Origin of the sequence: Pseudomonas izuensis (genome assembly GCF_002356535.2) — a bacterium.
In the GTDB taxonomy this organism is placed as follows: Bacteria; Pseudomonadota; Gammaproteobacteria; order Pseudomonadales; family Pseudomonadaceae; genus Aquipseudomonas; species Aquipseudomonas izuensis.
Map to the genome: position 1 here is coordinate 4,543,840 of NZ_AP017423.2, position 16,125 is coordinate 4,559,964.

Consider the following 16,125-nt stretch of genomic DNA (forward strand, 5'->3'; position numbering starts at 1 on the left):
TGGACGCCGTGGGTGAAATGGCTCATGTCGTGATGTCGGACCATTGCTGGAGAAACGCGTCAATGGATTGGTTTTTCTCGCGTTTAACGGGATTTCCAGTCGCGTAACCACTGCAAGCCGGCCGAGGTATTGCCACGCGGCCGGTATTCACACCCTACCCAGCCGTCATAGCCCAACTGATCGATCAGCTCGAACAGATAAGGATAATTGACCTCTCCCAGGTCCGGCTCATGTCGGTCCGGCACGCCGGCGATCTGGATGTGGCCGATGCCGTCGAAGTCCCTGCGGAGTTTGGTGGCCAGGTCGCCCTCGACGATTTGGCAGTGGTAGCAGTCGAACTGGACCTTCAGGTTACTGGCTCCCACTTCCTTGCAGATGGCTTGAGCCTGATCCTGCCGATTGAGGAAAAAGCCCGGCATGTCACGCGTATTGATGGGCTCGAGCAGTACGGTGACGCCTGCCTTGGCTGCTTGGGCGGTGGCATAGGCGAGGTTTTCCAGGTAAATGCCGTGATGCCGTGCCCGGTCAATCTCGGAGGGCAGCAGGCCGGCCATGACATGAATGCGTGAATTGCCCAACACGTCGGCGTATTCCAGGGCGCGATCAAATCCACTTCGAAATTCAGTCTCCCGGCCGGGCAACGACACCGTGCCGCGTTCGCCCGCCGCCCAATCACCGGGCGGTGCATTGAAGAGTGCCTGCACCAGGCCGTTGTCGCTCAAGCGCTGCTTGAGCTCTTCGGCGCTGTAGTCGTAGGGAAACAGATACTCCACCGCTTCGAAACCATCGGCAGCCGCGGCGGCGAAGCGATCCAGAAACGCATGTTCCGGGTAGAGCATGCTGAGGTTGGCAGCAAAACGAGGCATGGTAGCTCCTGAGATAGCGGGTTAGACAAAGGGCCAGATCAGCAGGGTAATACAGAAACCCAAGGTGCCGAGCAAGGTGGTCAGCACCGTCCAGGTACGCAGGCCGTCCGCCACGTTCAACCCGGACAGCTTGGTGAAAATCCAGTAACCGGCATCATTGATATGGGACATGGCCAACCCGCCACCGCCCATGGCCAGGCACAGCAAGGCCATGTGGTTCGGGGTGAGATTGAGGGTCGCAATCAGCGGGCTGATGATGCCCGCAGTGGTCACCAGCGCCACCGTGGTCGAGCCCTGCACCGCGCGCAACAGCAGCGTCAGCAGAAAGCCCAGCGCCAGCACCGGCAGACCGGTGGTGCGCAACATGTCGGAAACCACCGCACCGATACCGGTATCCACCAGTACCTTGCCAAACACCCCGCCGGCACCGGCAATCAGGATCACCATGGCCACGCCGGGCAAAGCCGAACCGATCACATCGGAAACCTGACTGCGGCTCCAGCCCCGGCGCGTACCCAGCAGCCAGGCACACAGCAAGGTGTCGAGCAGCAACGCCACCAGCGGGGCACCGAGCACAGTCATGATGCCTCGCAGAAGCGAATCGGCAGGCAGCAACGAGGTCGACAGAGTCCCCAGCAAAATCAGAATGATGGGTAGCAGGATCAGGCTGACGATCAGGCCAAACCCCGGTGCGGGTGCCGGCGGCAACTTGGCAACGATGCTGCTGGTGGACTCCTCCAGGCCCATATGTGACGCAGCCACGGCTGCTTGCGCGGTGTTCGTGTGGTTGCCATTGGACCAGGCGGCCAGATCTTCATTGGTGACATGCGGGCCATAGACCTCGGCACGAACATCGTCGGTCATCGGGTACACCCGACGGGTCATGCGCCCGGCCACGCGGTAGCCGACATAGCAGAGGAACGCGGTGATCGGCAGACCGAACATCAGCACCCGGCCCAGATCCGCGCCCAACTGACTGGCAGCGGCCACTGCGCCGGGATGTGGCGGCAGAAAGGCGTGTACGGTCAACATCGCCGCGCACATCGGCAACGCGAACACCAACAGCGGCCTGCGCGCACTGCGCGCAACACCATAGGCCAGCGGCATGAGGATGATCACGCCCACCTCGAAGAATACCGGCACCCCGACCATGAAGCCGGCCATCGTCAACGCCAGCGGCGTACGTCGATTGCCGAAACGGGTAATCAGCGTCCTGGCCAGCGCCTCGGCACCGCCGGAGAGCTCGATGATCCGTCCGATCATCGCGCCCAGGGCAATGATGATCGCAATATGACCCAGGGTCTTACCCATGCCGCCTTCGATGGTGGCGACCAGATCGGCCGGCTTCACCCCGGCCACCAGCGCCACCAGAATGCTCACCAGCATCAAGGCCACGAAGGGCTGAAACTTGTACTTGAGCACCAGGAACAACAGCAGAGCGATTCCGAGCCCCGCGGTAATCAGCAGGATTAGCGGGCTCATTGCACACACCCTCCACACCGGGTGAGCGAAACGTTTCCGCCAGTGGATCTGAACATGCCGCCATGAAGATGAGTCATGCCTGGTTATCCTCTTGTTATTGTATTTTTTGGCAAGCCGAGTCCGTCGAGAGTCGCTGCGCGTCTCCCGGTCAGGGCCTCCGTTATCGGTCGGTCGTGTTAAGCCAACGCCTTACCAGTGCGCACCAAAAGCCGCTCGCAGCTCTTCCAGCGCCGCCTGGTCGAGCGGTTCAGGCTTGGGATTGCTCATCAGCCAGAGCCGCGCGGTTTCCTCGAGTTCTTCCAGGGCGTAGCTGGCCCTGGACACCGAACTCTCCCAGACCACCGGGCCCAACCGTTCGAGCATCACGCCACGAACGCTATTGGCCAGTTGAGCGACCTGTTCGGCAACCTTCGGGGAACCGGGTCGCTGGTAGCCGATCAACGGGATGTGGCCGACTTTCATGACCTGATACGGCGTCAGCGGTGGCAGGATGTCGTCCGCCTGCCAGACACCGGCCAGCGTCAAGGCCACCAAGTGGGTGGAGTGGGTATGCACCACGCCGCCGACACTTGGGTTGCGATCGTAGACCTGGCGATGCAGCGCCAGGGTTTTTGAAGGTTTGTCACCGGACACCCATTCACCCGCCAAATTGACCTTGGCGATGGTTGCCGGATCGAGGCGTCCGAGGCAGACGTCAGTCGGGGTGATCAACCAGCCGTCATCCAGGCGTGCGCTGATGTTGCCGGCGCTGCCGACGGTGTAACCGCGCTGATAAAGGCTAAGGCCTGTCTCGCAGATTTCTTCGCGCAAGGCGTTTTCGTTACTCACTGCACACCCCCGGCGAGTTGATTCAAGGCTTTGCTGAAGAAATCCCGGCCACCGAAATTGCCCGATTTGAGTGCCAGCGCCAGAGGTTCGTCAGTACTGCTGACGGTCGCGGGGACACCCGGATCGATCTGTGCGCCGATCTGCAGCAGCTGTACGCCCAGTGCCTGCACCACAGCGCCCGAGGTTTCTCCGCCGGCGATCACAAAACGGCGCACGCCGCTCTGGCGCAGACCTCGTGCAATTTCGCCAAAGGCGTTTTCCACCAGGCTTCCGGCTTGATCCACCCCCAGTTGCTGTTGCACCGACTTGACCGTTTCCGGTGAGCTGGTGGCGTAGATCAATACGGTTTGTTCGTTATCACGAGCGAAGGCCAGGGCTTGCGCGACCACCGGTTCACCCGCCGCCAGGGCCAACGGATCAATGCGCAAGGCCGGCCGGCCGGCTTCGAGCCAGGCCGCCACTTGTCCATTGGTGGCGATCGAAGCACTACCGGCCAACACCACTTCCCCGCCGAACACCGCCGGGAGTTTCGAGGCATCGAGGTCGCGCAGCTTGCCGGCGCGACGGAAGTTTTCCGGCAGGCCCAAGGCCAGCCCCGAACCACCTGTCAGTAAAGGCAGATCGGCGCAGGCGGTACCGAGGGTATATAGATCGCTGTCCGACAGGGCATCAGCGATTGCCATGCCGACACCTTGAGCTTTCAACTCTGTGATTCGTGCCCGCACCTGCTCAGCGCCGCGGGCAATGGTGTCGTAGCGCAACAGACCGACATTCAGGCGGGTCTGCGATTGCAGCACCCGAACCAGATTGGCATCGGTCATTGGCGTCAGCGGGTGATGCTGCATGCCCGATTCGCTGAGCAGTTGATCCTGCACAAACAAGTGACCGCGAAAGATCGTCCGGCCATTTTCCGGGAACGCCGGGCACGCCAGGGTAAAGTCGCTATCCAGTGCGGCCAGCAGCGCTTCACTGACCTGGCCGATATTGCCGGCCGCGGTGGAGTCGAACGTCGAGCAATATTTGAAAAAGATCTGCTCGCAACCTTGCTCGCGCAACCAGGCCAGCGCCGCGAGGGACTGCTCGACCGCTTCGGCGACCGGCGTGGTACGCGATTTCAGGGCAATGACGATCGCATCGGCATCAAGCCCGGCGGCAATTTCCGCGCTCGGGATACCGATGCTTTGCACGGTGCGCATACCGCCGCGCACCAGCATGTTGGCCAGATCCGTGGCACCGGTGAAATCGTCGGCGATGCAGCCCAGCAGCGGGCGGGCGGTGGATTTTGTCATGGGGTGTTCCTCAAACGGGTTCAGGCTTCAAACGGACTGGGGCTTGGCAGTCGGCAATTCGATGCCCGGAAAAATCTTGATCACTGCCGAATCATCCTCACGGCCGAACCCGGCACTGGACGCCTGCATGAACATTTGGTGAGCGGTCGCCGACAGCGGCAGCGGGAACTTGCTGGCCCGGGCGGTATCCAGCACCAGGCCCAGGTCCTTGACGAAAATATCCACGGCGGACAACGGTGTGTAGTCAGCCTTGAGAATGTGCGGCACGCGGTTTTCGAACATCCAGGAATTACCGGCGCTGTGGGTGATCACCTCATACAGCGCATCGGCATCGACCCCTTCACGCAGGCCCAGCGCCATGGCTTCGGCAGAGGCGGCAATATGTACGCCGGCAAGGAGCTGGTTGATGATTTTGACCTTCGAGCCCAGGCCATGGACGTCACCCAGGCGATAAACCTTGCCGGCCATGCCAGCCAGGATCGACTCGGCCCTGGCATAGGCGTCGGCCGGCCCCGAGGTCATCATGGTCATCTCGCCAGCGGCTGCCTTGGCGGCCCCCCCGGAAATCGGTGCATCCAGATACAGCAGCCCCAGCGCGGCCAGGCGCTGGCCCAGGTCCACGGCATAGGTCGGAGCTACGGTAGCGCAACCGATCACCAGACTGCCCGGCCGCAGTGAAGCCACGGCACCACCGTCACCGAACAATACGGTTTCGGTCTGCTCGGCATTGACCACCACGGTAATGATCACGTCACACTCAGCGGCCATGTGCGACGGCGAAGGACAAGCCACCCCGCCCTCCCCCGCGAACTGTTCTGTGACGGCAGTGCGCACATCACAGGCATGCACATTGAAACCGCTGCGCAACAACGATCGGGCAATACCCAGACCCATCGCGCCCAGACCGACAACACCGACATTCTTGTTATTCATTGGGAAGACTCCTGAGAAAAACAGCGGCTTATTCAACGCCAGCAAGGCGCAGACGGCAGGCCGCATTGTAGATATGTGCGCGGGCGGCATGCCCGGCGGCGAGCGGATCGCCCAGCCGAATGGCCGCGACGATCGCCTTCTGCGAAATCAATTCGCAGCGGGCGGATATTGGCGTTGGCCGTGACGAAGATGCTGTGCCCTTGTCGGGGTGGCAGCACGCCTTCGGCTTCAATCTTGTCCAGCAACTGCTGAGCGACACTGTCGCTGAGCACGTGAGTCGGGACCTTATCGAACATCTTGGCCACCCTGTTTTTGTCTTGTAATCAGGTCGTCATACAGGTTGGGTAGATAATCCCCCAATGATCAGATTATGTGAAGTATTTTTTTGAAATAACATTTTTTAACACCTAGTCTGAGCCTTTACCATGGAAGGGTCATCCAAAGGGAACCCCACTCCTTGCCTCATGAGAACAAACATTCACCACAGCTCGTCCCTTCACCGTAGATTCGCTACTATGTTTTCCCGCTTTCCTTTCATGCGGATTTTTACTTTGGAGCCCGGATGCCTAGTCAAAAGGACATCGCCGACGAACGCGGCGCACCGATGATTCCAGAACAGCGCCGTGAGTTGATGCTGCGCCAGTTGCGCAAGCATCAGGTGCTGAGCGTTCATCAATTGATAGAGATGTTCGACTGCTCGCACATGACCATACGCCGTGATATAGCGCTGCTGGAGCAGGAAGGCCGTGCTTACTCGGTAACCGGTGGCGTGCGAATCGCGAGCCAGCTCCATAGCGAGCCCAGCCATCAGTCCAAGGCGGTGGTCGAGCTGCCACAGAAGCAGGCAATGGCCAGGATGGCTTCGCGGCTGCTGCATGCGGACATGACGATTTATCTGGATGCGGGAACGAGCACGCTGGAGATCGTCCCGTATATCAAGGCGCTGACGGGCGTGACCGTGGTGACCAACGACTTCGGGATTGTGCAGGCATTGATCGATGCACCCCATGTCACAGTCATTCACACCGGCGGGCAGTTGGATCATTCCAATCAATCATGCGTGGGCGGTCTGGCGGTTGCCACCTTGCGCCAGGTTGTCACCGATATCGCGTTCATCTCGACCAGCTCCTGGGATTTGCGTCGTGGCCTCACCACACCTTCGGCGCTGAAAGTGGAGGTCAAGCAAGCCGCGATGCAATCGGCGTCGCAAGTGGTGCTGATCGCCAGCAGTTCGAAGTACGGTACTTTCAGTATGTACAAGATCGCTGGGCTGGAGCAGTTCGACATCATCCTCAGCGACGACGCGCTGACCCCTGCCGCCGCCGATGGCATTCGCAAGCAGGGTGTTGAGCTGTTGCTACCGTCTGACAGCCCTCCGGCTTGAACAACAGGCCTGGATCCGACAGTACCCCGAGCCCTCTCCTCCGTTGTGCTTGGCACGCCATGGCGTGAAGTTGTGGGCGTTGCGGTTTCCGACCGACGACGCTTGGCTTCCAAGTGGATCAGGCGTGTCATGGAAGCAACGGCCCAGGGCCGAAACGCGTAACTGCGAGGGTCCGGGTCAAGGTCGAAAATGACCGGTCCGTGCGAATTTTCAGCAACATGTTTTAAGTTTTCAGGAATCAACCGTGGCGCGTCCGCAGTCCCATCCGACCCCCGTCCTGCTTGACTTCGGCGAGTTCGAGCTCGACGAGGCCAACGCTTGTTTGTTGCGCGATGGGCAAGCGGTGGCGTTGGCGCCGACCCCTTTCCTGTTGTTGTGCGTACTCGCTCGCCAGACACGGACGTTGGTATCCAAAGATGCGTTGCTGGATGCCGTGTGGGGGCATCGGTTTGTCAGCGACTCAGTCCTGAAGACGGCCATCAGCGATCTGCGCAAAGTGTTGGGCGATGACCCCAGGCACCCTCGTTTTATCGAGACAGTGTCGCGGCGCGGCTATCGCTTCATCGCCGCGTCGCCCCTTGCTGCTTCGGTACCGCCTGCATCCACGGCAGTTCCGCCGACCGACACACCTCGGTTGCCGTCATTCATCGGTCGCATTGCCGAAGTCGCCAGGCTGCAACGGGCATGGGAGCGGGCCGGTGGCGGCCAGCGGGCCGTGGTCTGGCTGGCTGGAGAACCGGGGATCGGCAAGACCACGCTGATCGAACATTTCCTCGCCGGCCTTGGCGGCATCGCTTGCGCACGCGGCCATTGCATGGAGCACTTCGGCACCGGCGAACCGTACCTGCCGGTGCTGGAGGCGTTGGCCGATCTGTGCCGCAGCGACCCTACCCTGCCGGCGTTATTGCGCGAAGTGGCACCCACCTGGCTGCTGCAATTGCCGTGGCTAAGTAGTACGCAGGAGCGAGACGCATTGCGGCGCGAGCTGGCCGGTGTCGGCCCGGAACGCATGCTGAGGGAATTCGGCGAACTGTTGGACCGCTATACAGCGTTGCGCCCGCTATTGCTGGTGACCGAAGACCTGCACTGGAGCGACCGGGCGACGGTCCAGCTGATTAACTACATGGCCCGACGCCGTGGCCCCGCACGCCTCATGTGGCTGTCAAGCTTCCGCCTTGCCGAGGTGGTGGCGCTCGACCATCCGCTCAGCTCATTGCGCCACGAACTGCGACTGCAACGCTTGTGCGAGGAAGTGGTGCTCGACCCGTTTTCCGAAACCGAGGTCGCCGACTATGTAGCGTTGCGTTCAGCCTCACTCGCATGCGATGAAGCCTTCGTGCGCGCCCTGCACGAACGGACCGACGGCGTGCCGTTGTTCGTTTCCTCGATCATCACTGAAGTGATGGATGCGAAAGAGGACGAAACCACCATCGAAGCTCGGCTGGCCGATCTGGCGGTTCCCGACAACCTTGCGGCCATCATCGATCACTACATTGCCAAGCTGGCTCCCGAGCAACGAACACTTCTCTGCGCGGCGGCGGTGTGCGGGTCCGATTTCCGGACTGAGACGGTTTCGCTGGCCCTCGAGCGTAGTCTCTCTTCGGTGATCGACGCCTGTGAGGAATTGATGCGTGAGCAGGTATGGCTCACACAATCTCGGGCACCCGATGTTGATGAAGCGGTAGAGCTGCCTTACTCGTTCCGCCACGCTCTTTTTCGCCAGGTGTTATACGACCGCACGCCGCGTTCGTTGCGCATCGATCTCCATGGCCAGGTTGGCACTGCCCTCGAACGCGAGCGCTCGGTCGGAGTGCCGGTTGCTGCCTCGGAGCTGGCGATGCACTTCGACCGTGCCCGGCTGCCGATGATCGCGCTGCGTTATTACGCCGAGGCCGCAGAAGCCGCGCTGCTGCACTTCAGCCCGGACTTGTGCATCGGCCTCACCGAGCGCGCCCTGGTCCTGCTTATGCAGGCCCCCGAAGGGACGGAGCGCGATACGCTCGAAATGACTTTGGCTACGTTGCAGGGGGTTTCAGCCTTTCACATGTTCGGTGTCGGCAGCAAAGCCAAAGGCGCTTTCGAACGGGCGTACACGTTGCTCACGGATGTACCCGAGCACCCCATGCGCGGGCGCCTCCTGCATGGATTCGGCTATCTGCTCGGTCTGCGCGGCGACTATTCGCAGGCCTTGGAAGTGGCAGAACGTGCAGAAGCGCTCTCCCTGAACGCAAACGATCAATCGCTCATGCTGGCAGCGTGCATCGTTCAGGGCGAGGTACATCACCTCCAGGGCCGCACGAAAATGACACGCAGCTGGTTGGAGCGCGCACTCGCGATCGCCGAGGCTCTGGATATCGGGACAAACGAGATCTTTGCGACTGATCCCCAAGCCATGCTGCACGGAATGCTGGCCATCGAGCTGGTGCGATCTGGCCTGATTGAGCAAGGACGGATCCATATGCAGCGGGCACAAACCCGCGCTCATACGCTTCGACAACCTATGACAGGGCTAGTCGCAACCTGGCAGGAGGTGTTGATCGAAGTGCGACTGGGAAACCCTGTGCGGGTGGCAGCGCTGGCTGACAACATGCAGAAGCTCGTCGACGAATATTCGCTCGCACTCGGTCGTACGGCTTGTCGCTGGTGGCGCGGGTGGGCCGACGCGCGCAACGGGGCGCCGCGAGAGGGCTACCGGCACATCCGTGAGGCTTACGAGGAACACACGGGACTCGGGATGCGCTCCGGTGCCAGCGAAGTACTCGGCTACGCCGCCGAGGCGCTGCTCCTGGCGGGTGATTACGACGCAGCACAAGTCCAATTGCAGGAAGCTTTCCGGATAGGTGAGGAACTGGGCGAACGTGTCTACCTGCCGCAGCTTTTGCTGCTGGAGGCCGCGCTCGCGCGAGCTCAGGGTTGGTCGGACGCCAGCAACTCGGCGGTGCGGCGTGCGATTGAGGAGGCGCGCGCCCAGGAAGCATCATGGCTGGAGCTGCTCGCGCTGGTTGAATTGTGTGAGTGCCACGATGCCACGCCAGAGGATCACCAGGCATTGGTAATGCTGATTGATCAACTGCCCGAAACGCACGGAACCGAACAGGTAAAGCGTGCGCGCTCGCTGCTCGAGGCTGTCAAGCGGGCTTGAAGTGACGTTTGTGAGAGCAAAGGTGATCCGACCGAAGTCTGACCTTTTGCTTACGACTCGACCCAGGGGGACGGCTTACGCTGGCATCGAACTTTCTTGATCCCAGGTCTGCGATGAGCCTTAACCCTGAATCCAAATACCCGAGCCGCCGCACCTACGTTCTCAAGCTGCGCAGTGATGCCGAACCGGGCGCCCTGGTGGGTCGTTTGGAGAACCTGGTCACCGGACGTCAGCGCGAGTTCTCGTCGGGCAAAGAGTTGCTGGAGTCGATTGGTACGGATCTGGTGACAGCCGTCAGCGAGCAGGCGGTAGACGTCGATGGTGAATGATCCTTTCCCGCATCGACAGACAAAGCGCATCGCGACCGAACGCTGACGGTTCGCTGACGACTTTGCCTACACAGTCCCCCTACGCTGACGCCACCTCGAACTAGACGAGTCCATTTCTGATGCCGCGACTTTCCACCCCCCATCCGCTGCCTTGCCATGCCGGCGGGACAACCTTGCAACGTACCAAGTGCCCGACCGCGGTTGCCATGGCGGCTGCCTTGGCCACATCGATCGCCTTCGCCCTTTCTGGCTGCTCCACACCGGTCCTCAAACCCTCGGTCGACGTGCCGAGCAACTTCGCCGCGAGTACGGCGTCCGAGATGGAGCCCGAGGCGGCCTGGTGGGAGGTCTACCATGACCCATTGCTGACGGATCTGGTGCGCCGAGCCGCGCGGGAAAATCGCGACGTCAAGATTGCCGCCGAGCGACTGCGTGCCGCGCGGGCCGGAGAAACGGTCAGCCAGTCCTGGCTGCTTCCGAGCGTCGGTGCGTCGGTCTCTGGCAGTGACCACAGCACCGGTTTCAATTCAGCCGTAAAACAGGGGTATCCGGATATCAAGACCGCCAGTGCGGGCTTGGACGTCTCGTGGGAACTCGACCTGAGTGGCCGCCTGCGAGCCGGTGCAGCGGCGGCGGATGCCGATGCGCTGGCCGCGGAACACAGCATGCGCGGTGTGCGCCTGCTGGTGATGAGCGATGTCGTCAGCAACTACTTCTCACTGGTCGGTGCACAGCGCCAGGTCGCAACACTGCGCGCTATCTCGGCGATGCAGGACGAGACGCTGCGTCTGGTCACCGCGCGTCAACAGGTGGGGCTGGCCTCCGCATTCGACGTCGAACGCGCACAAACCGACGCCTTGTCCGCGCGGGCGCAGATTCCGCCGTTGGAAACTCAAGTGGCGGTGGCGCGCCACCGTATCGCGGTACTGATTGCCGACCAGTCTTTCAACAGCACCAACATTCAGCCCTCGAGCAGCGACATGACGGATGTGCCTGAGGCCAAGCCCGGGCAGCCAGCCGAATTGCTGCAACGCCGACCTGACGTGCTGGCGTTGATGGCCCAGCTCGATGCCGCCAATGCGCGTCGCCAGCAAGCGAAAGCTGAGTGGTTCCCGCAACTCTTTCTCGGTGCGTCCTTCGGCCGCCAGGGCCTGAACCTGAATGGTGCCGATCTCGGCGCTGCGCGCTTTACCAACGTCGCGGGCCTGCTGGCAATGCCGCTGTTCAACGCCGGACGCACGCAAGCCATCAACGAAGCGGCCGAAAGCGCTCAACAAGAGGCAGTACTACGCGCCGAAGACGGCATCGTGCGAGCGCTCGAGGATGTGGAAAACGCCCTTGTCACCCTTGCGCAGGAACGCCGCCGCTCGGGGTCGCTGCAACTGGCCGCTGCCTCAGCGGAGTCGGCGCAAAGTCGCGCCCAGTCGCTCTATAACCGCGGGCAGATTGACCTGTTGCCTTTGCTGGATTCGCAGCGCGCGCGCCTGGCGGCACGCCTGAATTCCAACGAAAGCAACACCCGCCTGCTACTCGATAGCGTGCAGCTCTACAAAGCACTGGGCGGGGGCTGGCAGGTGTTCGAACAACCCTCCAACCCAACCGCATCCGTCAAAGCCGACCGGCCACCACTTTCCTAAGTATCTGTCGTTTTCCAAAGAGGAACCGTCTTGAAGAATTCCCTTACTGCGGCCGGCACCCTGGCCGTCGTCGCTATGCTGTGCGCGTGCAGCCCGGATCAGCCGTCCGTGCCGGCCCCCAGAGCGGTACGTACTGTTGAAATCAACTACGACAACGCCCGCGACGTCAGCCGCTATGTGGGCACCGTGCAGTCGCGCCATGAAGTCGACCAATCCTTCCGTGTGGGTGGCAAGGTTGCCCAACGCAAGGTCGACGTGGGTCAGGTGGTGCACGAAGGCGACATACTGGCTGTGCTGGATGACAACGACTACCGCCTCGCGGAAGAAGCGTCGCAACAGCAGTGGTCCGCTGCCGTGGAGCAGACGCGCCAGGCAGAATCCGATCGCCAGCGCCTGACGGCCCTGAAGGCGGATGGCTCAGTCAGCGCGGCCGACGATGAGCGTGCACATACCAATGCCCAGACCACGCGTGCGACCGCCGAGGCTGAAGCGCGAAAGCTTGAGCTCGCCCGCAACCGTCTGAAGTACACCGTACTGCGCGCCTCCCGTAGCGGCGTGGTCACGGCGGTACGCATCGAAGCGGGACAAGTCGTGGCGGAAGGCCAACCGGTTATTACGATTGCCAATCCGGACGAATCCGAGGTCGTCATCGATGTCCCCGAAGACCAGTTGTCGGTCTTCAAGGAGGCACATTTCAAAGGTGCGCTGGCCAGTGCGCCAAACGAAAGCTTCGATGCCACCTTGCGCGAATTGTCGCCACAGGCTGCGACGCAAACGCGCACCTACCGCGCTCGACTTAAACCAGCCAAGGCCCTGCCGCTGGGTGCCACCGCCACGGTTACGGCCGAGCGCGTGATGACCAGTGTCGCAGTGGCAACGGTTCCGGCGACGGCACTCACGCAAAGTGGCGGTCAGCCAGCGCTTTGGACCGTCTCGCCGGAAGGTGTGGTCGATCTGGAGCGGGTGGCCGTCTGGGGCTATCGCAATGACGAGGTGCTCGTCACTGGGCCGCGGGCTGGCACATTGGTCGTTACGGCCGGTGTACAGAAGATGACCTCAGGATTAAAGGTCGCCCTCCCCAACGCCGCAATCAATGAAACAGACACCACGCAGCAGGCCGCCCGATGAGCAACTTCAATCTCACCGACTGGGCATTGCGCCACCGCGCCATTGTCCTGTTCATGCTGCTCATCGTTGCAGTGGCCGGTGCCTTCAGCTTCACCCGGCTTGGCCAACTGGAAGACCCGAACTTTTCCGTGCCGTCCATGACCGCTATGGTCATCTGGCCGGGCGCCACTGCCCAACAGTTGCAGGACCAGGTCCTCAACCGCATGGAGAAAAAATTCGAGCAGATCGACAACTTCGAGAAGGTGGTTACTTACGCGCGGCAAGGCTATGCCGGCATGACGCTCACCGTACGCGGCGGCACCTCCAAGGCTGACCAGCGCGAGGCTTGGTACCAGGCGCGCAAGAAACTCAACGATCTGAGCCTGGAGATGCCTGACGGCGTGATCGGCCCGATCCTGAACGACGAGTACGGCGACGTGTATGGCTTGATGTATGCGGTCAAGGGCGACGGCATCGGCCACGCTGAGTTGTCAGACGCGGCCGAAGACATCAAGCGCCAGATGCTGAAGGTGCCGATGGTCAAGAAGATCGATCTTATCGGCAAGCAGGCCAAGCGTGTCTACGTCGAGTTCTCGCACGAGCGCCTGGCAGCGCTGGGCATTACACCGCTGGCCATCGCCGAAAGCCTCAAGAGCCAGAACGCCATGCTGCCCGCAGGCCAGATCGACACCCATGGCGACCGCGTCATGGTGCGCGTGAGTGGCCAGTTCGCCAGCGAAGAGGCCATCCGCAACGTGCCGATCTCCGCGGGCGGGCGGCTGATCAAGCTCGGCGACGTCGCGACCGTTACCCGTGGCTTCGAGGATCCACCGACCTACACGGTACGTCACAACGGCCAGCCCGTACTGATGCTCGGCATCACGATGACCAGCGACGGCAACATCGTGGACCTTGGCAAGGCGATGGACACGGCAGTCGCCAAGATCCAGTCGGAACTTGCGCATGGTGTGGAACTGGAGCTGGTGGCCGATCAGCCCACCACGGTGAGGGATGCAATCCTGGACTTTGGGCGCGCGCTGGTCGAAGCGCTGGTCATTGTGATTGCGGTCAGTCTGGCCAGCCTGGGCTGGCGCGCAGGCCTGGTGGTCGCGGCCACGGTACCGCTGGTGCTGGGTGGCGTGGCGCTGGTGATGCTGGCGATGGGCTGGAACCTCGAACGTATCTCGCTCGGCTCACTGATTATCGCGTTGGGACTGCTGGTGGATGACGCCATCATCGCTATCGAGATGATGGTGGCGAAGATGGAAACCGGCATGGACCGCGTGAAGGCGGCCGCCTTCTCCTATCAGTCCACCGCCATGCCACGGCTGACCGGCGCGCTGATCACGGTCGTAGGCTTCCTGCCGATCGGCCTGTCGAAGTCCACCACCGGCGAGTACGCGGGGGGCATTTTCTGGATCGTCGGTGCCGCGGTGCTGTTCTCGTGGATCTGTTCTGGCATCTTCACACCGTACCTGGCGGTCAAGATGCTGCCCAACGACTTGGGCAAGCACCAGCACGCTGATCCGCACGATACGAAGTTCTACCGCAGCCTGCGCCGCCTGATCGATGCCGCCATTGAGCGTCGCTGGGTGGTCATCGGTGCGACGGTGGGCGCTTTGGTGCTTGCTCTGGCCTGTATCAAGCTGGTGCCGCAGCAATTTTTCCCCAACAGTTCGCGTCCTGAACTGGTCATTGACCTGCGTGTCAAGGAAGGCTCCTCGTTCGCCGCGACGACTGAGCAGGTCAAGCACATGGAGGCGGTCCTGGCGAAGGACGAGGACGTGCGTTTCTATACCGCCTACACCGGCGCCGGCGCACCGCGCTTTTATCTCTCGCTCAACCCCGAGCTGCCTAATCCGGGTTTTGCCCAGTTCGTTGTGATGACCAAAGATCTGGATGCGCGCGAGCGAGTACGTGCGCGGCTGGTGGACTCGGCTAACCAACAATTCCCACAAGCGTGGATACGCGTGACCCGACTCGAGTTGGGGCCACCCGTCGGCTACCCGGTGCAGTTCCGCGTGGTAGGCCCCGATACCCAGGTAGTGCGCAAGATCGCCCGGGACGTGGAGAAGGTGGTGGCGTCCAACCAAAAGGTGCGCGACCTCCAACTCGACTGGAACGACCCGGTGCGTACGCTGAAGGTGGAGCTTGATCAGGACAAGGCGAGTGCGCTCGGCCTCACGCCGGCCGATGTGTCGTTGGCGACCCAGACCGTGATGAATGGCGCAACCCTGTCGCAGTTGCGTGAGCGCGAGGACCTGATCGACATCGTGGCCCGTGCCGTGCCAGAGGAACGCTTGAACCTCGACACACTGAAAAACATCAACCTTTACACACGCCAAGGCACGGTGGTGCCCCTGTCGCAAGTCGCCCAGGTGCGCGCTGAACTGGAAGAGCCGGTACTGTGGCGCCGCAACCGCGACATGGCGATCACGGTGCGTGCCGACGTGAAGGATGGTGAACAGGGTGTATCGGTGACGCAGGAAATCCTGCCATTGCTCAAGGACATCGAAGCCAAGCTGCCGACCGGATACCGTATCGATGTAGGCGGAGCGGTTGAGGAAAGCGACAAGGCCAACAAGGCGCTGGTCGCGGTAGCCCCGTTGATGCTGGTCACCATCCTGCTGTTGCTCATGCTGCAATTGCAGAACTTTTCCCGCATGTGGATGGTGATGCTCACCGCGCCGCTGGGCCTGATTGGCGTAGTGCCGGCGCTACTGGTGTTCCAGTCGCCGCTGGGCTTCGTCGCGATCCTGGGCATCATCGCGCTGGGTGGCATGATCATGCGCAACGCGGTGATTCTGATCGATCAAATACAAATCGAGATCGCCGAGGGGCGCGACCCGTGGAATGCTGTACTGGATGCCGCCATCCACCGAGCACGCCCGGTGATGCTGACGGCACTGGCCACCGTGCTCGCCATGATCCCACTCACACGTAGTGTGTTCTGGGGACCGATGGCGATCGCGATCATGGGTGGTCTCACCGTGGCGACACTGCTGACGATTTTCTTCGTCCCGGCATTGTACGCGGCATGGTTCAAGGTCCGTCGCGGCAAGTCGACTGACACCGGGCAGGTGATAGCAGACTCGTCGCTTTGTACAAGCCCCGCTGCCCCAAGGTGA

Annotated in this window: 12 protein-coding genes; 7 read left to right on the forward strand and 5 right to left on the reverse strand. The window is 61.7% G+C overall.

Annotated features, from left to right (window positions below):
- Nucleotides 1–83: 83 nt before the first annotated feature.
- From otnI to ltnD, 5 genes are all read right to left on the reverse strand, one after another.
- Complete coding sequence (gene otnI / locus LAB08_RS20055) at nucleotides 84–866, reverse strand: 2-oxo-tetronate isomerase (protein ID WP_096510061.1); 783 nt, start codon at nucleotides 864–866, stop codon at nucleotides 84–86.
- Between the two features lie 21 nt (nucleotides 867–887).
- Nucleotides 888–2,348 (reverse strand): GntT/GntP/DsdX family permease, encoded by a 1,461-nt coding sequence (locus tag LAB08_RS20060; protein ID WP_096510060.1) that lies wholly within the window; start codon nucleotides 2,346–2,348, stop codon nucleotides 888–890.
- Between the two features lie 189 nt (nucleotides 2,349–2,537).
- Nucleotides 2,538–3,176 (reverse strand): 3-oxo-tetronate 4-phosphate decarboxylase, encoded by a 639-nt coding sequence (otnC, locus tag LAB08_RS20065; protein WP_096510059.1) that lies wholly within the window; start codon nucleotides 3,174–3,176, stop codon nucleotides 2,538–2,540.
- A complete protein-coding gene (otnK, locus tag LAB08_RS20070) occupies nucleotides 3,173–4,465 on the reverse strand; it encodes a 3-oxo-tetronate kinase (protein ID WP_096510058.1) in 1,293 nt (430 codons plus the stop codon). Before otnK ends, otnC begins: the two co-directional genes overlap by 4 nt.
- Before the next feature lie 27 nt (nucleotides 4,466–4,492).
- Entirely contained in the window at nucleotides 4,493–5,398 is a 906-nt protein-coding gene (ltnD, locus tag LAB08_RS20075) for an L-threonate dehydrogenase (protein WP_096510057.1), read from the reverse strand.
- 119 nt (nucleotides 5,399–5,517) lie between these two features.
- On the opposite strand from ltnD, the gene LAB08_RS20080 reads away from it, so the two are divergent.
- From LAB08_RS20080 to LAB08_RS20110, 7 genes are all read left to right on the forward strand, one after another.
- Nucleotides 5,518–5,721, forward strand: coding sequence for a hypothetical protein (locus LAB08_RS20080; RefSeq protein ID WP_172901579.1), 204 nt, complete (start codon nucleotides 5,518–5,520; stop codon nucleotides 5,719–5,721).
- A 239-nt stretch (nucleotides 5,722–5,960) separates the two neighbouring features.
- Nucleotides 5,961–6,782, forward strand: a complete 822-nt coding sequence (locus LAB08_RS20085) for a DeoR/GlpR family DNA-binding transcription regulator (RefSeq protein ID WP_096510056.1) — start codon at nucleotides 5,961–5,963, stop codon at nucleotides 6,780–6,782.
- A 244-nt stretch (nucleotides 6,783–7,026) separates the two neighbouring features.
- The gene (locus LAB08_RS20090) at nucleotides 7,027–9,924 is read left to right on the forward strand and encodes an ATP-binding protein (RefSeq protein WP_096510055.1); all 2,898 of its coding nucleotides are present in this window, start codon (nucleotides 7,027–7,029) and stop codon (nucleotides 9,922–9,924) included.
- Between the two features lie 113 nt (nucleotides 9,925–10,037).
- Nucleotides 10,038–10,253 (forward strand): NUDIX hydrolase, encoded by a 216-nt coding sequence (locus LAB08_RS20095; RefSeq protein WP_096510054.1) that lies wholly within the window; start codon nucleotides 10,038–10,040, stop codon nucleotides 10,251–10,253.
- Between the two features lie 119 nt (nucleotides 10,254–10,372).
- Nucleotides 10,373–11,890 (forward strand): TolC family protein, encoded by a 1,518-nt coding sequence (locus LAB08_RS20100; RefSeq protein ID WP_096510053.1) that lies wholly within the window; start codon nucleotides 10,373–10,375, stop codon nucleotides 11,888–11,890.
- 108 nt (nucleotides 11,891–11,998) lie between these two features.
- Nucleotides 11,999–13,018: an efflux RND transporter periplasmic adaptor subunit gene (locus LAB08_RS20105; RefSeq protein WP_254007479.1), complete on the forward strand. Its 1,020-nt coding sequence runs from the start codon at nucleotides 11,999–12,001 to the stop codon at nucleotides 13,016–13,018.
- Nucleotides 13,015–16,125 (forward strand): efflux RND transporter permease subunit, encoded by a 3,111-nt coding sequence (locus LAB08_RS20110; protein WP_096510051.1) that lies wholly within the window; start codon nucleotides 13,015–13,017, stop codon nucleotides 16,123–16,125. The genes LAB08_RS20105 and LAB08_RS20110 overlap by 4 nt, the downstream gene beginning before the upstream one ends.